Origin of the sequence: Streptomyces sp. NPDC051738 (assembly GCF_044453205.1) — a bacterium.
Taxonomy (GTDB): Bacteria; Actinomycetota; Actinomycetes; order Streptomycetales; family Streptomycetaceae; genus Streptomyces.
Map to the genome: position 1 here is coordinate 220,028 of NZ_JBITCM010000014.1, position 17,344 is coordinate 237,371.

Annotated in this window: 15 protein-coding genes; 7 read left to right on the forward strand and 8 right to left on the reverse strand. The window is 72.0% G+C overall.

Translation table 11 applies throughout. From position 1 onward, the window contains the following. Positions 1-30 precede the first annotated feature (30 nt). Together ACIA8X_RS30495 and ACIA8X_RS30500 are read left to right on the forward strand one after the other, a co-directional pair. The gene (locus ACIA8X_RS30495) at positions 31-1,098 is read left to right on the forward strand and encodes a LacI family DNA-binding transcriptional regulator (RefSeq protein WP_393447173.1); all 1,068 of its coding nucleotides are present in this window, start codon (positions 31-33) and stop codon (positions 1,096-1,098) included. Between the two features lie 267 nt (positions 1,099-1,365). Beyond that, positions 1,366-4,140 carry a M4 family metallopeptidase gene (locus tag ACIA8X_RS30500; RefSeq protein ID WP_399459615.1) on the forward strand — a complete coding sequence of 925 codons (2,775 nt, stop codon included), beginning with the start codon at positions 1,366-1,368 and terminating at the stop codon, positions 4,138-4,140. 114 nt (positions 4,141-4,254) lie between these two features. Here the strand turns inward: ACIA8X_RS30500 and ACIA8X_RS30505 are convergent, their stop codons facing one another. The 6 genes from ACIA8X_RS30505 to ACIA8X_RS30530 form a co-directional block, all read right to left on the reverse strand. Further along, complete coding sequence (locus ACIA8X_RS30505; RefSeq protein WP_399459616.1) at positions 4,255-6,234, reverse strand: heavy metal translocating P-type ATPase; 1,980 nt, start codon at positions 6,232-6,234, stop codon at positions 4,255-4,257. Between the two features lie 82 nt (positions 6,235-6,316). Next, on the reverse strand, positions 6,317-7,189 hold the full coding sequence (locus ACIA8X_RS30510) for a metal ABC transporter permease (RefSeq protein WP_393447179.1): 873 nt from the start codon (positions 7,187-7,189) through the stop codon (positions 6,317-6,319). Then, complete coding sequence (locus ACIA8X_RS30515; RefSeq protein ID WP_399459618.1) at positions 7,186-8,013, reverse strand: metal ABC transporter ATP-binding protein; 828 nt, start codon at positions 8,011-8,013, stop codon at positions 7,186-7,188. Before ACIA8X_RS30515 ends, ACIA8X_RS30510 begins: the two co-directional genes overlap by 4 nt. Beyond that, positions 8,010-8,954, reverse strand: a complete 945-nt coding sequence (locus ACIA8X_RS30520) for a metal ABC transporter solute-binding protein, Zn/Mn family (RefSeq protein ID WP_399459619.1) — start codon at positions 8,952-8,954, stop codon at positions 8,010-8,012. Before ACIA8X_RS30520 ends, ACIA8X_RS30515 begins: the two co-directional genes overlap by 4 nt. A 230-nt stretch (positions 8,955-9,184) precedes the next feature. Beyond that, entirely contained in the window at positions 9,185-9,931 is a 747-nt protein-coding gene (locus tag ACIA8X_RS30525; RefSeq protein WP_393447185.1) for an SOS response-associated peptidase, read from the reverse strand. Positions 9,932-10,015: 84 nt separating this feature from the next. After that, a complete protein-coding gene (locus ACIA8X_RS30530) occupies positions 10,016-10,915 on the reverse strand; it encodes a LysR family transcriptional regulator (protein WP_393447187.1) in 900 nt (299 codons plus the stop codon). A 74-nt stretch (positions 10,916-10,989) separates the two neighbouring features. Here ACIA8X_RS30530 and ACIA8X_RS30535 point away from each other — a divergent pair, with 74 nt between their 5' ends. Genes ACIA8X_RS30535 through ACIA8X_RS30545 form a run of 3 tightly spaced genes read left to right on the forward strand, consistent with a single transcriptional unit; the run spans position 10,990 to position 12,928 of the window. Next, entirely contained in the window at positions 10,990-11,667 is a 678-nt protein-coding gene (locus ACIA8X_RS30535) for an RraA family protein (RefSeq protein ID WP_399459620.1), read from the forward strand. After that, a complete protein-coding gene (locus tag ACIA8X_RS30540; RefSeq protein WP_399459621.1) occupies positions 11,664-12,320 on the forward strand; it encodes an RraA family protein in 657 nt (218 codons plus the stop codon). The genes ACIA8X_RS30535 and ACIA8X_RS30540 overlap by 4 nt, the downstream gene beginning before the upstream one ends. Then, positions 12,317-12,928, forward strand: coding sequence for an RraA family protein (locus ACIA8X_RS30545; protein ID WP_399459622.1), 612 nt, complete (start codon positions 12,317-12,319; stop codon positions 12,926-12,928). Before ACIA8X_RS30540 ends, ACIA8X_RS30545 begins: the two co-directional genes overlap by 4 nt. Here ACIA8X_RS30545 and ACIA8X_RS30550 read toward each other — a convergent pair. Together ACIA8X_RS30550 and ACIA8X_RS30555 are read right to left on the reverse strand one after the other, a co-directional pair. Beyond that, complete coding sequence (locus tag ACIA8X_RS30550) at positions 12,898-13,716, reverse strand: alpha/beta fold hydrolase (RefSeq protein WP_399459623.1); 819 nt, start codon at positions 13,714-13,716, stop codon at positions 12,898-12,900. The two genes, ACIA8X_RS30545 and ACIA8X_RS30550, sit on opposite strands and share 31 nt — an antisense overlap. A gap of 91 nt (positions 13,717-13,807) precedes the next feature. Further along, on the reverse strand, positions 13,808-14,362 hold the full coding sequence (locus ACIA8X_RS30555) for a GNAT family N-acetyltransferase (RefSeq protein WP_393447196.1): 555 nt from the start codon (positions 14,360-14,362) through the stop codon (positions 13,808-13,810). Positions 14,363-14,545: 183 nt separating this feature from the next. On the opposite strand from ACIA8X_RS30555, the gene ACIA8X_RS30560 reads away from it, so the two are divergent. Continuing rightward, positions 14,546-15,919, forward strand: a complete 1,374-nt coding sequence (locus ACIA8X_RS30560; RefSeq protein ID WP_393447198.1) for an MFS transporter — start codon at positions 14,546-14,548, stop codon at positions 15,917-15,919. After that, positions 15,916-17,295 (forward strand): alpha/beta hydrolase family protein, encoded by a 1,380-nt coding sequence (locus ACIA8X_RS30565; RefSeq protein ID WP_393447200.1) that lies wholly within the window; start codon positions 15,916-15,918, stop codon positions 17,293-17,295. Before ACIA8X_RS30560 ends, ACIA8X_RS30565 begins: the two co-directional genes overlap by 4 nt. Positions 17,296-17,344: the final 49 nt, after the last annotated feature.

A 17,344-nucleotide genomic window follows, 5' to 3' on the forward strand; every position in this document is an offset into this window, starting at 1 on the left:
CGCCGTGCCGACGTCGAGGAAACAGCCATCATGACCCGAAGCTCCGCCGACGGCTCCGCTCCGAGAGGGCGCAGCAGACGGAACTTCGCGGGCGCGCGGCCCGTGATGGACGACGTGGCACGGCTGGCCGGAGTCTCCAAGCAGACCGTGTCCCGCGTCCTCAACGACCATCCGTCGGTGCGGCCGGAGACCCGTGAGACGGTCCTCACCGCCATGCGGACGCTGGGCTACCGGCCGAGCCGCAGCGCCAGGTCGCTGGCCAGCGGGCGGACCCGGATGGTCGGTGTGATCTCCTTCGACGCCGCCCGTTACGGTCCCGCCAGCATCCTGACCGCGATCAACACCGCGGCCCAGGAGGCCGGTTACCTGCTGAGCTCGATCGCGCTGGACACCGCCGAGCCGGACACCGTGGTCGAGGCGGTGAACCGGCTGTCCGCCGAGGGCGCGGACGGCGTGATCGCGATCGCCCCGCAGCTGTGGGTGGGCAAGACCCTGGCGGACACCCGCCTCGACACTCCACTGGTCGTCCTGGAGAACGGCCTCGACACCGACACCCAGCAGGTCACCGGCGACTCCCGGACCGGCGCCCGCAAGGCCGTCGAGCATCTGCTGGGCCTGGGCCACCGCACCGTATGGCACATCGCCGGCCCGACCGGCTGGACCTCGGCCGATCACCGGACGGGCAGTTGGCAGGCGTGTCTGGAGGCGGCCGGCGTCGAGGTGCCGACACCGCTGATCGGCGACTGGAGCGCCGACTCCGGCTACGAGCTGGGACGGCGGCTGGCCGCACGCCCGGACGTCACGGCCGTGTTCGCCTCCAACGACCAGATGGCCCTCGGCCTGCTGCACGCCCTGCACGAAGCGGGCCGCTCCGTCCCCGGCGACGTCAGCGTCGTGGGCTACGACGACATCCCCGAGGCCGCGCACTTCCTGCCGCCGCTGACCACCGTCCGCACCGACTTCGCCGAGATCGGCACGCGTTCGCTGCGCCTGCTGCTCGACCGGCTCGACGGCAATGCCGAGCCGCCCCGGGTCGAGTCGCTGGTGCCGGTCGACCTGGTGGTCCGCCGCAGCAGCGGCCCGGCGCCCGGTCGCTGACGGCACTTCCCTCGACGGCGGCACCTTTCTCCACGACGGCACTCCCCTCGACGACGGCCGGAAGTCATCTGTGGGCACACCCGCCCCGTTGATGGAACCGCACATCGCCGCTTCGATGGCCCCGGGCCGGGCGGCACTCCGCCCCCGGCCCTGCGACCAAGGGGGGTTTGGGAGACCGTGCGTCACCCGAGTAGAGCCATAAGAGCCAACGGCCGCCGAGACGGCCACCGGGCACAACCGATCGGATTACCGGGTGCGGCGGCGCTGTTGAGCGTCGTCGCACTCGTCGTCTCGGCGGCTCCCGCCGACGCGGCCACGGAGCCGACGGCGCCGCCGCCGAGCCCGGGCGAGGTGATCCCGGGGCAGCGAACGGACACGCCATCGCTGGTGCGGGGCATCCGGGAGCAGGCCCCGGACAAGGGCAGCGCGGCTGCCGCAGCGCGTGCCTATCTGGACGGCGAGCAGGGACGGTACCGGATCCCCGACGCCGAGCGCGATCTCGTGCCCGCCGGGACCACCACGGCCGACGGGCGGGAGACCGTCCGGCTCCAGCAGCGGCACCGGGGCGTGCCGGTCCTGGGCGGGCAGTACGTCGTCCGCATGGAGAGGCGGGGCGGCGAGCGGGTCGTCACCGGCACCTCGGGCAAGTACTTCACCGAGCTGAGCACCGGCACGACACCCGAGGTCGGCGAGGCGCTCGCCGTCGAGCGTGCCGTGGACGCCGTCCTCACGGAGCTCGGCGACCGGAACTTCGCGGCGTCCCTGCCGCGCGAGGCGGAGACCCCGCTCGAAGGCACCGCACGCGGGCTGGTCGTGCTGCCCACCGGGTCCGGCGTCCTCACCCGGCACGTCACCGTGCACGGCACCGACCCGGCGACCGGTGAACCCGTGCGCCGCGAGGTCTACGTCGACGCCCGCGCCGGCTATCCGGTCCTCCAGTACAGCGGGATCAAGACGTTCGGCGCGCCCGGCACGACAGCGGGGCAGTCCGGGGCCGGCGCCGGTCAGTCCGGGGCGGCCGGGGCGGGCGGCCCTCGACAGGTGGTCGCCGCCGAGCAGGGCACCGGCATCCGGCTCAACGGCGCCACCGTCGCCCTCGACATCGAGCGCGACGACACCCGCGGCCTATACGTCCTGCGGGACCGCACCCGCCTGCCCGCCGACAACGTCCTGTCGACCTGGGACGCGCGTGGCAAGTGGGTCACCGACGTGGGTGGACAGTGGCCCGAGGGCCTCCAGGAGTTCGGCTCGCCGACTCCCGGCTTCGGCACCGAGGCCACCGACTCGGGCGCCGTCGACGCGCACTGGGCCGCCGGGCAGGTCTACGACTACTTCAAGGGCAAGCACGGCCGCGACAGCCTCGACGGCCGGGGGATGACCGTCAACTCCCTGGTGGGCGTGACCGATTACGGCCAGTCGTACGTCAACGCCTTCTGGGACGGCCAGAAGATGGTATACGGCAACGGCGACGCCGAGTACCGCCCGCTCTCCGCGGCCATGGACGTCGTCGGCCACGAGATGACGCACGGCGTGATCGAGCACTCCGCGAACCTCGTCTACGCCGGCCAGTCCGGCGCCCTGAACGAGGCCATCGCCGACTACTTCGGCAACGCCGTCGAGGCGGACGTGTACGGCATCCCGGCGACGGACCCCGACTCGGGCCTGCTGGGCGAGCGGCTGTGCCGTACGAAGACTCCGCGGGAGTGCGCGCTGCGCGATCTGGCCGACGGGCGGACCACGGCCAAGTCGTTCCTCGGCGTCGGGTTCGCCGTCGACAACGGCGGGGTCCACCTCAACTCGACCATAGTCGGCGGCGCGTTGTGGGACGCCCGTGAGGACCTGGGCGCCGAGGTGATGGACAAGGTCGTCTACAAGGCGCTGACCGAATATCTCACGCCGCTCGACGGTTTCACGGAGGCACGGGCCGCGGTGCTCGCGGCCGCCCAGGATCTCCGGCTCCCGACGGCCGACCAGAAGGTACTGCAGCGCGCCTTCACCGCCCACGGCATAGTGCCCGGTTGGGAGTCGGCCCTCGGCGTGGACTCCGATCTCCTTCTCGACCGGATCAACACGAGTGGGACGAGCCTGGGCGCGGGCGGCGGCTGGTGGGCCGCGGCCAAGTCCAACGAGGACGGCTCGGAGCCGTACTCGGTGTGGGCCGGCCGCGGGAACGGCGAGGGCTCGGTCAAGTTGATGAGCCCCAACGACGGCCGCTATCACGTCAATCCGGCGACGGACGGGAAGACGGTGGTGTGGCAGGCGGTCGGCGCCGACGGCGTCGACATCCTGTCCAGACCGCTCGCGGGCGGCCCCGTGAAGAAGCTCTGGCAGGGCCGCAACCCCGGCAGCTCGGTGGACGTCGACGGTGACCTCGTGGCCTTCGACTACGTGACCTACGGCGGGCGCCGGGCGGTCGCCCATCTGAGCATCAAGGACCCGGCGAACGTGGAGACGATCGGCGGGGGCACCTACCACCGGGCCTGGGCACCGTCGGTGAGCCATGGCAAGGTCGCCTACCAGGAGCGGCGGCGGGTGCGTGCCGAGTACGCGGTCAGCACGCGGGTCATCGACGTCGCGACCGGCGAGAACAGGGCGATCCAGCTGGCCTCGGACGGCATCGGTCTCGGCCCGACGGCCATCAACGGCACGCACGTCTTCTGGCTCCTCGACGACGACGCGACGGACGGGAAGAGGGCCCTGCGCCGCGCCGCGCTCGACGGTTCCGGCGTGGTGGACCTCAGCCCTGAGACCGGGCCGAACGCCCTCAACGCCTACGACGTGACGGTCTCCGAGGACCGGGCGACGGTCGGCAGCCATGTGGCCGACGCCCCGCTCAGCAACGAATCGGCGCCCAAGCTCTACCAGTTCGCCGCGTCGGGCGCGCCGGACGACCCGGCCACCCGCAAGGGCCGGGTCTCCTGCAACCGCGGCGAGCAGTCGTCGGCGGCCGCGGTGGCGGGCGGCCAGGTGGTGTGGCTGGACTCGACGACCGGCATCACCGATGTGGTGACGCGGCCTCGGCCGGCCGGTCGCTGCGACTGACGTCAAGGAGCGGACCAGCAGGGGCTGTTGACCGCGGGGTGAGTTCACCGGCGGCCGACGGCCCCTGTCCCCTGAACCGACATCCCGTCGGCCGGCGCGCCCAATCCAGAGCCGTCAGCCGGCCCCGTCGGCCGCCGCCCGCTGCCAGGCCGACTCCCGCAGCAGCCGCAGCCCGTTCAGCCCGACGAGGACCGTCGAGCCCTCGTGGCCCGCGACACCGAGCGGCAGGGGCAGGGTGCCCAGCAGGTCCCAGGCGACGAGGCCCGCGATGAACACCCCGGCGATGACGAGGTTCTGCGCGACCAGTTTCCGGGCGCGGCGGGACAGGGCGACGGTGGTGGGGACGGCGGCGAGTTCGTCGCGCACGATCACCGCGTCGGCGGTCTCCAGGGCCAGGTCGGAGCCCGCCCGGCCCATGGCGACGCCGATGTGGGCGGCGGCCAGGGCGGGTGCGTCGTTCACCCCGTCCCCGACGACCAGCACCTTGCGTCCCGCACCCTGCAACTCCTGCACCGCGGCCATCTTGTCCTGCGGGAGCAGTCCGGCCCGTACGTCCTCGATGCCCGCCTCGGCCGCCAGGTGAGCGGCGGCGCGGGGGTTGTCGCCGGTGAGCAGGAGCGGGGCGGAGCCGGTGAGCGTGGTGAGGGCGGCGACCGTGGTGGCGGCGTCGGGGCGCAGCCGGTCCGCGATGCCCAGCACTCCGGCGGGGGTGCCATCGACGACCACGAGGACGGCGGTACGGCCGGACTCCTCGCATTCCTGGGCCAGTTGCACGACCTCGCGGTCGGGGTCGGCGAGCAGCCGGGCCGGGGCGCCGACCTCGACCGTGCGGCCTTGGACGACGGCCCGCACGCCGACCCCGGGCGCGGAGGTGAAGTCGTGCGCGGTGGGCAGGTCGAGGCGGCGCTCGCGTCCGGCGTCCACCACCGCCCGGGCCAGCGGATGTTCGCTGGGGTGCTCGGCCGCCGCGGCGAGCGTCAGGAGCTCGTCCTCGTCCAGGCCGCGGGCGGGCAGCGGCCGTACGTCGACGACCCGCGGCGTGCCCTCGGTGAGGGTGCCGGTCTTGTCCAGAGCGACGGCGTCGACCTCGCCCAGGCGTTCCATCACCACCGCCGATTTCACCAGCACACCGTGCCGGCCGGCGTTGGCGATGGCCGACAGCAGGGGCGGCATGGTGGCCAGGACCACCGCGCACGGCGAGGCCACGATCATGAAGGTCATGGCGCGCAGCAGCGCCTCGGAGAACTCCTCGCCGAAGGCGAGCGGGACCCCGAACACGGCGAGCGTCGCGGCCACCATGCCCAGCGAGTAGCGCTGTTCGACCTTCTCGATGAAGAGTTGCGTGGGCGCTTTGGTCTCGGACGCCTCCTCCACCATCCGTACGATCCGGGCGATCACAGAGTCGGAGGCGTCGCGTTCGACGCGGACGCGCAGGGCGCCGGTGCCGTTCAGGGTGCCCGCGAAGACCTCGTCGCCGGGCTGTTTCGCGGCGGGGAGAGGTTCGCCGGTGATGCTCGCCTGGTCGACCTCGCTGGTGCCGTCCAGCACTCGGCCGTCGGCTCCGACGCGTTCGCCGGGCCGTACGAGGATGGTGTCGCCGACGACCAACTCCCTTACGGCTACGGCCTGTTCGGTGCCGTCGGGGGCGAGCCGGGTGGCGGTGGCGGGGGCCAGGTCGAGCAGGCCGCGTACCGAGTCGGCGGTGCGGGCGGTGGCGAGGGCCTCCAGCGCACCCGAGGTGGCGAAGATGACGATCAGCAGGGCGCCGTCCATCACCTGCCCGATCGAGGCGGCGCCGAGCGCGGCGACGACCATCAGCAGATCGACGTCGAGGGTCCGGTCCTTGAGGGCCTTGAGTCCCTCCCAGCCCGGTTCCCAGCCGCCGGTGGCGTACGACAGCGCGTACAGCGTGCCCCAGGTCCAGGCGGGTGCCCCGGCGAGTTGCAGGGGCAGCGCGAGCAGGAACAGCGCGGTGGCCGCGCAGGCCCAGCGGACCTCCGGCAGCGCGAGGAGCCGGGTACGCCGCCGGGGCACCGACCTGGCGCGCGCGGATGCGGCCCCGTCGACCGACGACGAGGTGAGCGTGGAAGTCATGTGCCGCACGATACAGGAACAGATGAATACCCATTCATGCCTTCATGCCACGTGGTCGTCGGTCTCCCCTCGGGGCTTCACGTCAGGAGGTGGCTCGCGCGGCTCCCCACCGCCGGGTCCGGTGGCGGCCCATCAGCCGGCAGACCACGTAGATCGTGAACGAGATGGTGGTGACGTACGGGCTGATGGGGATGCTGCTGCCCAGGGCGAGCAGGATCCCGCCCTCGATGGAGGCCACCGCGAAGAGCACGCTCAGCGTGGGCAGCAGCACCGGCGATGCGGTGACCCGGGCCGCAGCGGCGGCGGGCGTGACGACCAGGGTGAGGACCAGCAGCGCGCCGACGATCTGCACGGACAGCGCGACCGCGAGGCCCAGCACGAGCATGAAGGCGAACGACAGCGCCCGTACCGGTACGCCCCGCGCCTCGGCCACCTCCGGGTCGGCACTGGCGAAGGTGAGCGGCCGCCACATGACCGCCAGCGCCACGAGCACCACGGCCGACGTGCCGAGCAGCCAGGACATCTGCGGGGTGTCGACGGCGACGATCTGCCCGGTGAGGATGCCGAACTTGTTCGCCGCCCGGCCCTTGTACAGGGCGAGGAAGAGCACCCCGAGCCCGAGGCCGAACGGCATGACGACGCCGATCACCGAGTTGCGGTCCCGGGCGCGCGAACCGAGCACGCCGATGACACCGGCGGCGATGAGCGAGCCGACGATCGAGCCGCCCACGATGTTCACGCCCAGCAGCAGCGCGGCCGAAGCGCCGGCGAACGACATCTCGCTGATCCCGTGCACCGCGAACGGCAGGTCCCGCATGAGGACGAAGACCCCGACCAGCCCGCCGACCAGGCCGAGCGCGGCGCCGGCGACGAGGGAGTTGCGGACCAGGGCGAGCAGTTCGCCGTAGTGGTCGAAGTTGAAGATCTGCTGCCAGATCCCGTCGGCGATGGTCATGGCCGTACTCCGTGCGACGGTTCGGGGTGGTGCGGCGGCTGAGCCACCTCGTCGGGCGCGCCCACGACCGTGATGCGGCCCCGGACGCGGATGACGTCGACCTGGGTGCCGTACAGCCGCGACAGCGCTTCGGAGGTCAGCACCTCGTCGGGTGTGCCGACTTGGAAGCCGCCGCGGGCGAGGTACAGCACGCGGTCGACGAGTCCCAGCACGGGATTGATCTCGTGGGTCACGAACACGACGGCCGTGTCGTGGGCGCGGCGGCGGGCGTCGACCAGTTCCGTGACGGCCCGCTGGTGGTGCAGGTCGAGGGAGAGCAGCGGTTCGTCGCAGAGGAGGATCCGCGGGTCGGTCGCGAGCGCCTGCCCGATGCGGACGCGCTGCCGTTCGCCGCCGGAGAGCAGGCCGACGGGTACGTCCGCGTAGGCGGCGGCCCCGACCGAGGCGAGGATCTCGTCGACGCGACGGCGTACGGCACCTGCGCGCGGTCGGGGTCCGAAGCGGTGCCCGTCGATGCCGAGGCGGACCAGGTCGCGGGCGCGCAGGGTCGCGTGCGTGGACAGCGACCCTTGCTGTGGGACGTAGCCGATGGCCCGGCTGCCGCCTCGGGGCGGGCTGCCCAGGACCGTCAACGTCCCGGCGGACAGCTGCCGCTGCCCCAGCAGGGCGCGTACGAAGCTGGTCTTGCCCGAGCCGTTGGGGCCGAGCACGGCCAGGAACTCGCCCGGGCGCACGTCCAGATCCAGGCCCTGCCACAGCACGCGCTCGCCGTAGGAGAGGGCCGCGTCGCGCAGGCTGATCACGGCCTCGGGGGCCGGGATCACTTGGCCAGCGCGCTCGCGAGCGCGTCGACGTTGGCGGTCATCCAGCCGACGTAGTCCTCGCCCTTGGGGAGGGTTTCGGTGACGGGGACCACGGGGATTCCGGCGGTCTTCGCCGCCTGTTCGGCCTTCTCGGTCTGCGGGCCGGAGGTCTGCTCGTTGTAGACCAGCGCCTTGACCTTCTTGCCGGTGAACAGCGCCAGCGTGTCCCGCAGGGTCCTCGGGGAGACGTCGTCGCCTTCCTCGATGGCTTCGCTGAACGCCTCGGGGGTCGCGTTCCTGAGCCCGCTGGCTTCGAGCAGGTACAGCGGCACGGGCTCGGTGATGGCCACCGCCTCGCCGCCATGGTCGGCCTTGATGCGGGCTTCCTTCTGCTCCAGCGACGTCAGCTTCTCTTTGAAGGCCTTCGCCTTGCCGGTGAAGGTCGCGGCGTCGTCCGGGTCGGCCTTGGCAAGGGCGGCGGCTATCCGGTCGGCGAGCTTGGCGGCGGTGGGGAAGTCGTACCAGACGTGCTCGTTGAGCTCTCCGCCGGCCGGGGCGCTCTTGCCGGAGACCTTGACCGCGTTGATCACCTCGGGGGACGAGTTGTCGCTGCTCTTGAGCATGCGGTCGACGAAGTCGTCGTAACCGCCACCGTTCTCGATGACGACCTTCGCCTTGGACAGCGCCAACTGGTTCTGTGTGTTGGCCTCGTAGGAGTGCGGGTCCTGGTCGGGGTCGCTGATGATCGAGGTGACCGCCACCTTCCCGCCGCCTATCTGCTCGGCCATGTCTCCGTAGACGTTCGTCGAGGCCACGACCGGGATGACGGAGGCCGCGGCGGGGCTCCGCGAGGCGTCGCCGCCGCTACCGGAATCCGACGAACTGCCGCAGCCCGCAAGGAAGATGAGACAGACGCCGGTTATCAGCGGCGGCGCGAGACGTCGGGACGAGGACACGGGCATGGATGCCTCCGGGGCAGGGCGAAAGGGTGCGCCGAGCTCCGTCCGTCCCGGCTCCGGCCCACGCTAGATGAAAATGACTGTCAGAAACGTCTCCCGGTCGTCCACCGGGGCAACCCTTACCGAGAACTCACCTTCCGCGAGGTCAGAGCCTGTGAACAAACCCCCGTCGTCCGCCCGAAGGGCGTGCGTGCCGGGCGTCGCAGCGCAGGCGGGGGTTTGTTCACAGGCTCTCAGGGAGCGGCGACCTCGTCCAGGAGCTGGGGGCCGTTGTTGCGGACGCTGTTGACGGCCGGAGAGACGGGCCGCGCGTCCAGGTGGCCGCCTGCCGGCGGGGTGAGCAGGGTGCGCAGGTCGTCGGTGCCCTGGTGCTGGGGGTCGAGCCAGGCGTCGTAGTGGTCGGGGGTGAGCGCGAGGGGCATGCGGGGGTGGATACGGCCGGCCGCGTCGGTGGCCTCGGTGGTGATGATCGTGCAGGTCAGCAGCCAGGCGGCGGGGTCCTCGGCATCCTTGATCTCCGGATCGCGCCAGTACTCGTACAGCCCGGCGAGGGCCATCACCTGCCCGTCCTCCGGGTGGATGTAGTACGGCTGCTTGCGGGCCTTGCCCGTCTTGCCGTCCTTGACCGCCTCCCACTCGTAGAAGCCGTCGGCGGGCAGCAGGCAGCGGCGCTTGACGAACGCGCGCCTGAAGGCGGGCTTCTCGTGGACGGTCTCCACGCGCGCGTTGATCAATCGTGCGCCGATCTTCGCGTCCTTCGCCCACGAGGGCACCAGGCCCCATCGCAGCGGCCGTAGCCTGCGGCGCGCCGGCGCGTCCTCGGCGGCGTCGCGTGCGGTGCGCTCCAGGACGGCCCACACCTCGTCGGTCGGGGCCACGTTCCAGCTCGGCTCCAGGGTCTCCTCCGGATGCCAGTCGGTGACCTGGAACATCTGGGCGAGGTCCGCGGGGCTGCGGGTGGAGGCGTAGCGGCCGCACATACGGCCACTGTGCCACGGTGCGGTGCGTCGGTCCTCACGAGCGGCTCTGCGGCCGGTGCTCCGGGACGGGTGAGTCGGTTCTCACTAGGGGGTCCCGCGCCGGTGCTCCGCGGCGTGGCGGAGGAACTCCTCCACCAGGGGCTCGTGCGTACCGGCCCGGGTGACCAGGGACAGTTCGACGATGTCGGCGAGGTCCGTGAGGGGGCGATGGGTGAGCGGGCCCTGGATGGAGCGGACGGCCACGTTCGGTACAAGGGTGACGCCCAGGCCGCAGGAGACCATGGCCAGTTGGGTCAGGATGGAGTTGGCGATGTGGCGGGCGTCGGGGGTGAAGCCCGCTCGGCGGCAGGTCGCCATGAGGTGGTCGTGGTAGTCGGGTGAGGCTTCGCGCCGGAGCCAGACCCAGGGCTCGTCCGCGAACCGGGCGAGGTCGACCGGGTCGGCGGTGTCCCCGGCGAGGGGGTGCTGTGCGGGCAGGGCGATGACGAACTGGTCGTGCCGCCAGGGCTGTGCGCGCAGCCCGCGGACGGGTGCGCTGGGCCGGATCACGGCGATGTCGATCTCGCGCCGGGCGAGGGCCTGCTGCCCCTCCCCCGTGTCGACCTCCGTGAGGTGCACGTCGACGCGCGGGCGGCCGTGCCGGAAGGCGGCCAGCGTGCCCAGCAGGGGCTCGCCGAGGGCCGAGGTCACCACGCCGATCCGCAACGCGCCCACCAGGCCGGCCTCGGTCTGGGCCGCCACCTCGTGGGCGTGCCGGGCCGCCGCCACCAGCTTGCGGCACTCCTCGGCGAAGACGCGCCCGGTCGCGGTGAGCCTGACCCGGCGTTCACTGCGGTCGAAGAGCCGTACCCCCAGCTGCCGTTCCAGCTGGAGGATCGCCTGGCTGAGGGGCGGCTGGGACATGCCGAGTTGCTCGGCCGCCCGGCCGAAGTGGAGTGTCTCCGCGACGGCGAGGAAGTAGCGGGCCTGGCGGACCTCGATCATCAGTCGCCCTCCATATGTATCGCAGAGGAAATCAGACCTTCAGTATATGGATTGGGGTTGTTTCACTGAGGGGCATGACAGCTGGAACTTCCTTGTTGGCCCAGTTCGCGGCCCTGGACAGCGCGACCGTGTCCGACGCCCTCGACGCCTGCGGGCTCCCACCCGGACAGGGCGGGCTGCGGCCGATGTGGGGGACGCCGAAGGTGGCCGGGTTCGCCCGGACCGTCCAACTCGAACCCGTAGACCACTCGCCGACCGACAGCCGCGGCGGCGCCCACATCCTCACCGGCGCGATCGCCGAGGCGGGCCCCGAGGATGTGGTCGTCGTCGCGAACGGCGGCCGTACGGATGTGTCGTCCTGGGGTGGAATCGTCAGCGTCGGCGCCTCGGTGCGCGGGGTGCGCGGGGTCGTCACGGACGGGGCGTGCCGGGATGTGGGGCAGGCGCGCGAGCTCGGATTCCCCGTGTTCGCGCGTGGCCAGGTGCCGGTGACCGCGCGGGGCCGGCTGCGGCAGAGGTCGGCCGGCGAGCCGGTTTCGCTGGGTGACGTGACGGTCGGGCAGGGGGACGTGGTGCTGGCGGACGAGGGCGGGGTCGTGGTCGTACCCCGCGAACGCGCCGAGGAGGTCCTCGATGCCGCCCGGCGGCTGGCCGACAGGGAGGCGGCCATCGAGGCCGAGGTGCGGGCCGGAGTCCCCCTGCCGGACGCGATGCGGGACGCGCGCCTGGCCGGCACGGAGGCGCGGCGATGAGCGACCTTCTCGCACGCCTGCGCGCGCTGCCGACCGCCGCGCTCTCCGATGCCCTGGACCGTTGCGGGATCGAGGGTGCCCTGCACGGCATCGCCCCGCTGTCGAACGACTTCCGCGCGGTGGGCCAGGCCTTCACCATCCGCTACGCCCCCGTCGACGAGTCCGGCACAGGCACGGTCGGCGACTTCCTCGACGACGTACCGCCGGGTGCGGTGATCGTCGTCGACAACGGCGGCCGTACGGACGTCACCGTCTGGGGCGGCATCATGACGGAGGTCGCGGCGCACCGAGGCATCGCCGGCACGGTCATCAACGGGGTCTGCCGGGACGTGTCGGCGTCCCTGGCCCAGAGCTATCCGCTGTTCAGCCGCGGCCGGTTCATGCGCACCGGAAAGGACCGGGTGCGCCTGGTCGCCGTGGGCGAGCCGGTGACGGTGTCCGGCATCGAGATCCGCCCCGACGACCTCGTGTGCGCGGACGCCGACGGCGTGGTGGTCGTACCCGCCGTCGAGGCCGAGCGGATCGCCGAGACCGCCGAACGCATCGAACGCATCGAGGCCGACATCGTCGCCGCCGCCCGCACCGGCAGCACCCTGCGCGAGGCCCGCGAGAGCTTCGGCTACCACTCCCTCCAGACCAGGAGCCGGACATGACGGACGCGGCCCGCGGCCACAGCACCGCCACCCTCTACGAGGCGTCCGCCTCGGCCGCCCACGTCTGCGAGCCGGAGCTGCGCGCCGCCTGGCCGGGGGCGCGGGTGGCCGGTCCGGCGTTCACCGTGCACGGCATCGGCGGCGACAACCTCGCCCTGCACCGCGCCGTGGCCGCGGCCCCCGCGGGCAGTGTCCTCGTCGTGGACCTCCAGGGCGCCCGGCACGGCCACTGGGGCGAGATCCTCGCCGTGGCCGCGCGGCAGCGGGGCATCCTCGGCCTGGTCGTGGACGGCGGCGTACGGGACGTCGCCGAGCAGGCGGAGCTGGGCTTCCCGGTCTTCGCCCGCCATGTCACCGTGGTCGGCACCGGTAAGGAACATCCCGGACGGTTCGATGCCCCTGTGCGCGTGGGGGATGTGGTCGTACGACCCGGAGATCTCGTCGTCGGCGACGCGGACGGGGTGGTGGTCGTACCCGCCGACGCGGTGGAGGAGACCCTCGACCGGGCCGACGCCCGGGTCGCCGAGGAACTGCGCGCCCTCGATGCCATCCGTGCGGGTGTGACGACGCTGGAGTACTACAACCTCTCGGTGGAGCCCGGCACTTGAGAGGTGAAGTCGGCGATCCGTTCCCACATGGCCACGGCGTTGGAGTACATCGGCCAGTGGCCACTGTGCGGGATCTCCGCCAACTCGACGTCGTTCGCGGCGAGTTTGGTCAGATACGACAGGGTGGAGTTCTGCTCGCCGTACAGGAACATGCGCGGGAAGGGCAGCGACAGGAACTTCGTCATCAGGTCGCCGTGGTCGGACAGGTCGACCATCGACTCGAAGATGCCGCGCACGGCGCCGGGACGGACCTTGTGGCGCACACTCGCCGCGTACAGGGCACTGGAGAACTGCGGTGAGCGGCGCACCCGTTCGGTGAAGTCGGCCACGAAGTGCTCGGGGTCCTCCGAGGGGTGGGTGACGATCTGCCGGCTCAGGAAGCAGTCCTCCGGGGCCAGGTTTCCCTCGATGTCCACGAAGCTCAGGACCCGGTCGGGTTCATGGTGGGCCAGCAGCAGTGCGGTCAGACCGCCCATGGAGTGCCCGACGAGGTGGCACCGCTCGATGCCGTGCCGGGCCAGTACGGCGCGGGCGGTTCGCACCAGGAACGGGATCGAGATCCGCCCCAGGTCCTCGCAGGTCGTCTCCCCGCAACCGGGCGCGTCGTAGGCGAGGAACGGTCGCCCGGCGAACGCGGGGTGCAGCGCGATGTCGGCGTAGTCCTCCTTGGTCGAGCCGAATCCGTGCAGGAAGACGACGGGAGCGCCCGCGCCCTCCCGGCGGACCACCGCGACGCCGAGATCCATGCCGTCGACCCGCAGGTCGAGACGTTCGTTGGTGACTGCCATGCCGTCGAGTCCACCAGACGGCGTCCATAGACTCAAAGTCTGATCCGGACTTTCAGTGATATGGACTGCGTCTTGGCGACAGGGCTGCGTCTTATGTGGTCGGGCGGGGGACGGCCGCGCGGGTCGTGTCGATGCGCAGGTCCCGGATGTACCAGTCGAGCCTCGTCCCCTCCCCGCCGCGTGTCTGTTTACCGGGGGTGAACCCCGCCCGCCGGGCGACCGCGACAGAGGCGGCGTTCTCCGGCTCCGCCCGGATCACCGCCTCCTTGCCGCCCTCACTCGCCGCGTACCGGGAGACCAGGAGGACCGCGCGAGTGGCCAGGCCACGCCCCCGCCAGGACGGATACAGGCCGTAGGCGACGTTCACCTGGCCGGGAGCCAGGCCCTCCGCGGTGAACCGCAGGTCGATCGTCCCCGCCAGCTGCTCGTCGGCGCCGACCCGGATGCCGAATGCACGGAGCGGCCCGCCGGCGTCCCACTGCTCCTGACAGTGCCGGATGTAGGCGTCGACGCCTGCGCGTGTGCTGGGGCCACCGCTGAGCCAGCGAACCAGAGCCTCGTCCTCCCCCGCGAGATGCGCCTCGGCATCGTCCGGGCACAGCGGCGACAGATCGACGATCCCGTCGGAAAGCCTCGCTTCATGCATCGGGCGATTCTTGACGCCGGGGCTGCGTCGCGCCACCGGATTCCGCAGGACAAGTCACGAAGCCCCGCTCCACCACGGTTCGCCGACCACACTCACGTAAGCCAATGTTGTGCACTTTATTGACGGCCGTCACCACAGAGCCTACCTTCGCGGTGTCCTTCCCCCTGTCATGGGAGACCCGCGATGCCCCCGTCCCCCGCCGCATCCCCGACACCGGCACCCGCACCGGCCACGAACCCCGAGCACATACGCCAGTTGCGCCGCGTCGCCCTCTCCGGGCTGCTCGGCACCGCCGTGGAGTTCTACGACTTCCTCGTCTACGGCACCGTCGCCGCCCTCGTCTTCGGCGAGCTGTTCTTCCCCGGCGCCGACCCGGCCGTCGGCACCATCGCCGCGTTCGGCACCTTCGCCGCCGGCTATGTCGCCCGACCACTCGGCGGCATCCTCTTCGGGCACTTCGGTGACCGGCTCGGCCGTAAGTCCATGCTGCTGCTCACCATGGGCCTGATGGGCGGTGCCAGCTTCCTCATCGGCCTGCTGCCCACGTACGACACGATCGGCGTCTGGGCGCCCGTCCTGCTGATCACCCTGCGGGTCGTCCAGGGCATCGCCATCGGTGGTGAGTGGGGCGGCGCGACCCTGATGGTCGTCGAGCACGCCGGGGAGCGGCGCCGCGGACTGTGGTCCAGCTTCACGCAGATGGGAGCCCCGCTCGGCTCCCTGATCTCCGCGGCGGTCGTCGCCCTCGTCTCCACCCTCCCCAAGGACCAGTTCACGGCCTGGGGCTGGCGCGTACCGTTCCTGCTGAGCGTCGTCCTGCTGGGTGTCGGGCTCTTCGTCCGGCTCAAGGTGGTGGAGAGCCCGCTCTTCGCCGAGGTGAAGAAGGACCGCGGCGAGGCACGGCTGCCGATCCTCGACGTGTTGCGCCGCCCGCGTCCCGTCCTGCTGGCCTGCTGTGTCGGCATCGGCGCCTTCACCGCCCAGTCACTGCTGACCAGTTACCTCATCGCGTACGCCACCGGCATCGGCTACCCCCGCCCGCAGGTGCTCACCGCGCTCACCGTCTCCGCCGCGGTCGCCCTGGTCGTGCTGCCCTGCGCCTCGGCGCTCTCCGACCGCGTCGGGCGCCGCCCGATCGTCCTCGCCGGAGCCCTCCTGTCGGCGGCCACCGCCTTCCCGGTCCTCTCACTGGTCGACTCGAAGTCGCAGGGCGCGCTGATCCTGGCCGTGGTCCTCGGCCACGGCATCGCCCAGTCCCTGATGTACGCCCCGCTGGGGGCGCTGTTCAGCGAGATGTTCGGCACCCGGGTCCGCTACACCGGCGCCTCCCTCGGCTACCAGGGCGCCACCCTCGTCGGCGCCGGCTTCTCCCCCATGATCGCCGGCAGCCTGGTCGCCGGCAGCGGCGACAGCACCCCCGTCGCCCTGCTGCTGTGCGGCGGCTCGCTCATCACCGCGCTGACCGTGTGGTTCGTGCGCGAGACCAGTCGTACGTCCCTCTCCGGCGCCGCCGGCGAACTCCCCACCGCTCCCAAGACGGAGGAGATCACCGCATGACGAACGGCACCCGCGCCCGCACCTCCTTGGTGGCCGCCCTCCTGCTCGCGGTCACCGCGCTGCCCGCCTCGGCCGCCGCCGCGGACACCACCCACGTGGACGGCAGACTCCCCTCGGGCGCGACGTACATCATGGACGTGCCCGCCAACTGGAACGGCACCGTCCTGCTCTTCAGCCACGGCTACACGTCCGGCCCGGCCAACCCCGCCCAGAACGCCCCGGACGACACCACGAAGGCCCTCCTCCTTCAGCGCGGTTACGCCCTCGTCGGCTCCTCCTACGCCACCACCGGCTGGGCGGTGACGGACGCGGTGCCCGACCAGCTCGCCACCCTTTCGGCGTTCACCGAACGCTTCGGTGCGGCCTCCCGCACCATCGCCTGGGGACGGTCGTACGGCGGGTTCGTCACCACCGCCATCGCCGAGCGCCACCCCGACCGCATCGACGGTTCGATCTCCCTGTGCGGGCTGGTCCACGGCGGCGTCGCCAACTGGAACAACACGCTCGACCCCGTCTTCGCCATCAAGACGCTCCTCGCACCGGACTCCGGCGTCCCGCTGGTGAACATCGCGGACCAGGCGGCCGCCGACGCGGCGGCGAACACCCTGACGGCCGCGGTCGACTCGGCGCAGACGACGGCCGAGGGGCGGGCCCGTATCGCGCTGGCCGCGGCCCTGCACAACATCCCCGTCTGGAACCAGCCCACGCAAGTCCGGCCCGCCGCGACCGACTGGGACGCCCAGCAGGCCAACCAGTACGAGGCCGTGAAGGGACTGCTGAAGATCGCCGCCTTCAACCGGCGGCAGGAGTCCGAGGTCCGGGCGGGCGGCAACCCGTCCTGGAACACCGGTGTCGACTACGCGAAGCTGCTCGGCCGGTCCTCCGTGCGCAAGGAGGTCACCGAGCTCTACAAGAAGGCCGGTCTGTCCCTGCGCGCCGACCTCGCCTCCCTCAACCGCGCCCCGCGCATCAGCGCCGACCCGGCCGCCCTGGCGTGGATGAGCCGCACGAGTTCCTTCACGGGCAGGCTGACCAAGCCGCAGCTGTCCGTCCACACCATCGGCGACGCCCTCGTCCCCGTTCAGACGGAGAGCGCCCTGAAGCGGGCGGTCACGGCCGCCGGGTCGGGGTCCGAGCTGCGGCAGGCGTACACCGACAACGCCGGCCACTGCACCTTCAGCCCCGCCGAACAGCTCGCCGCCCTGCACACCCTGGAGGACCGCCTCACCACCGGCAGGTGGACCGGCACCGACCCGGCGTCCCTCAACTCCCGTGCCACGAAGGCCGATCCGACCACGCCGACCCGCTATGTGCCGTACCGCCCCACCCCGTACCTGCGCCCGTACGACCTTGCCCACCCCGCCGACCTCCGGTGAAGCCGTACGACCGCCCGCCGTGCCGTCGGCGGGCGGTCGTACGCTTGCC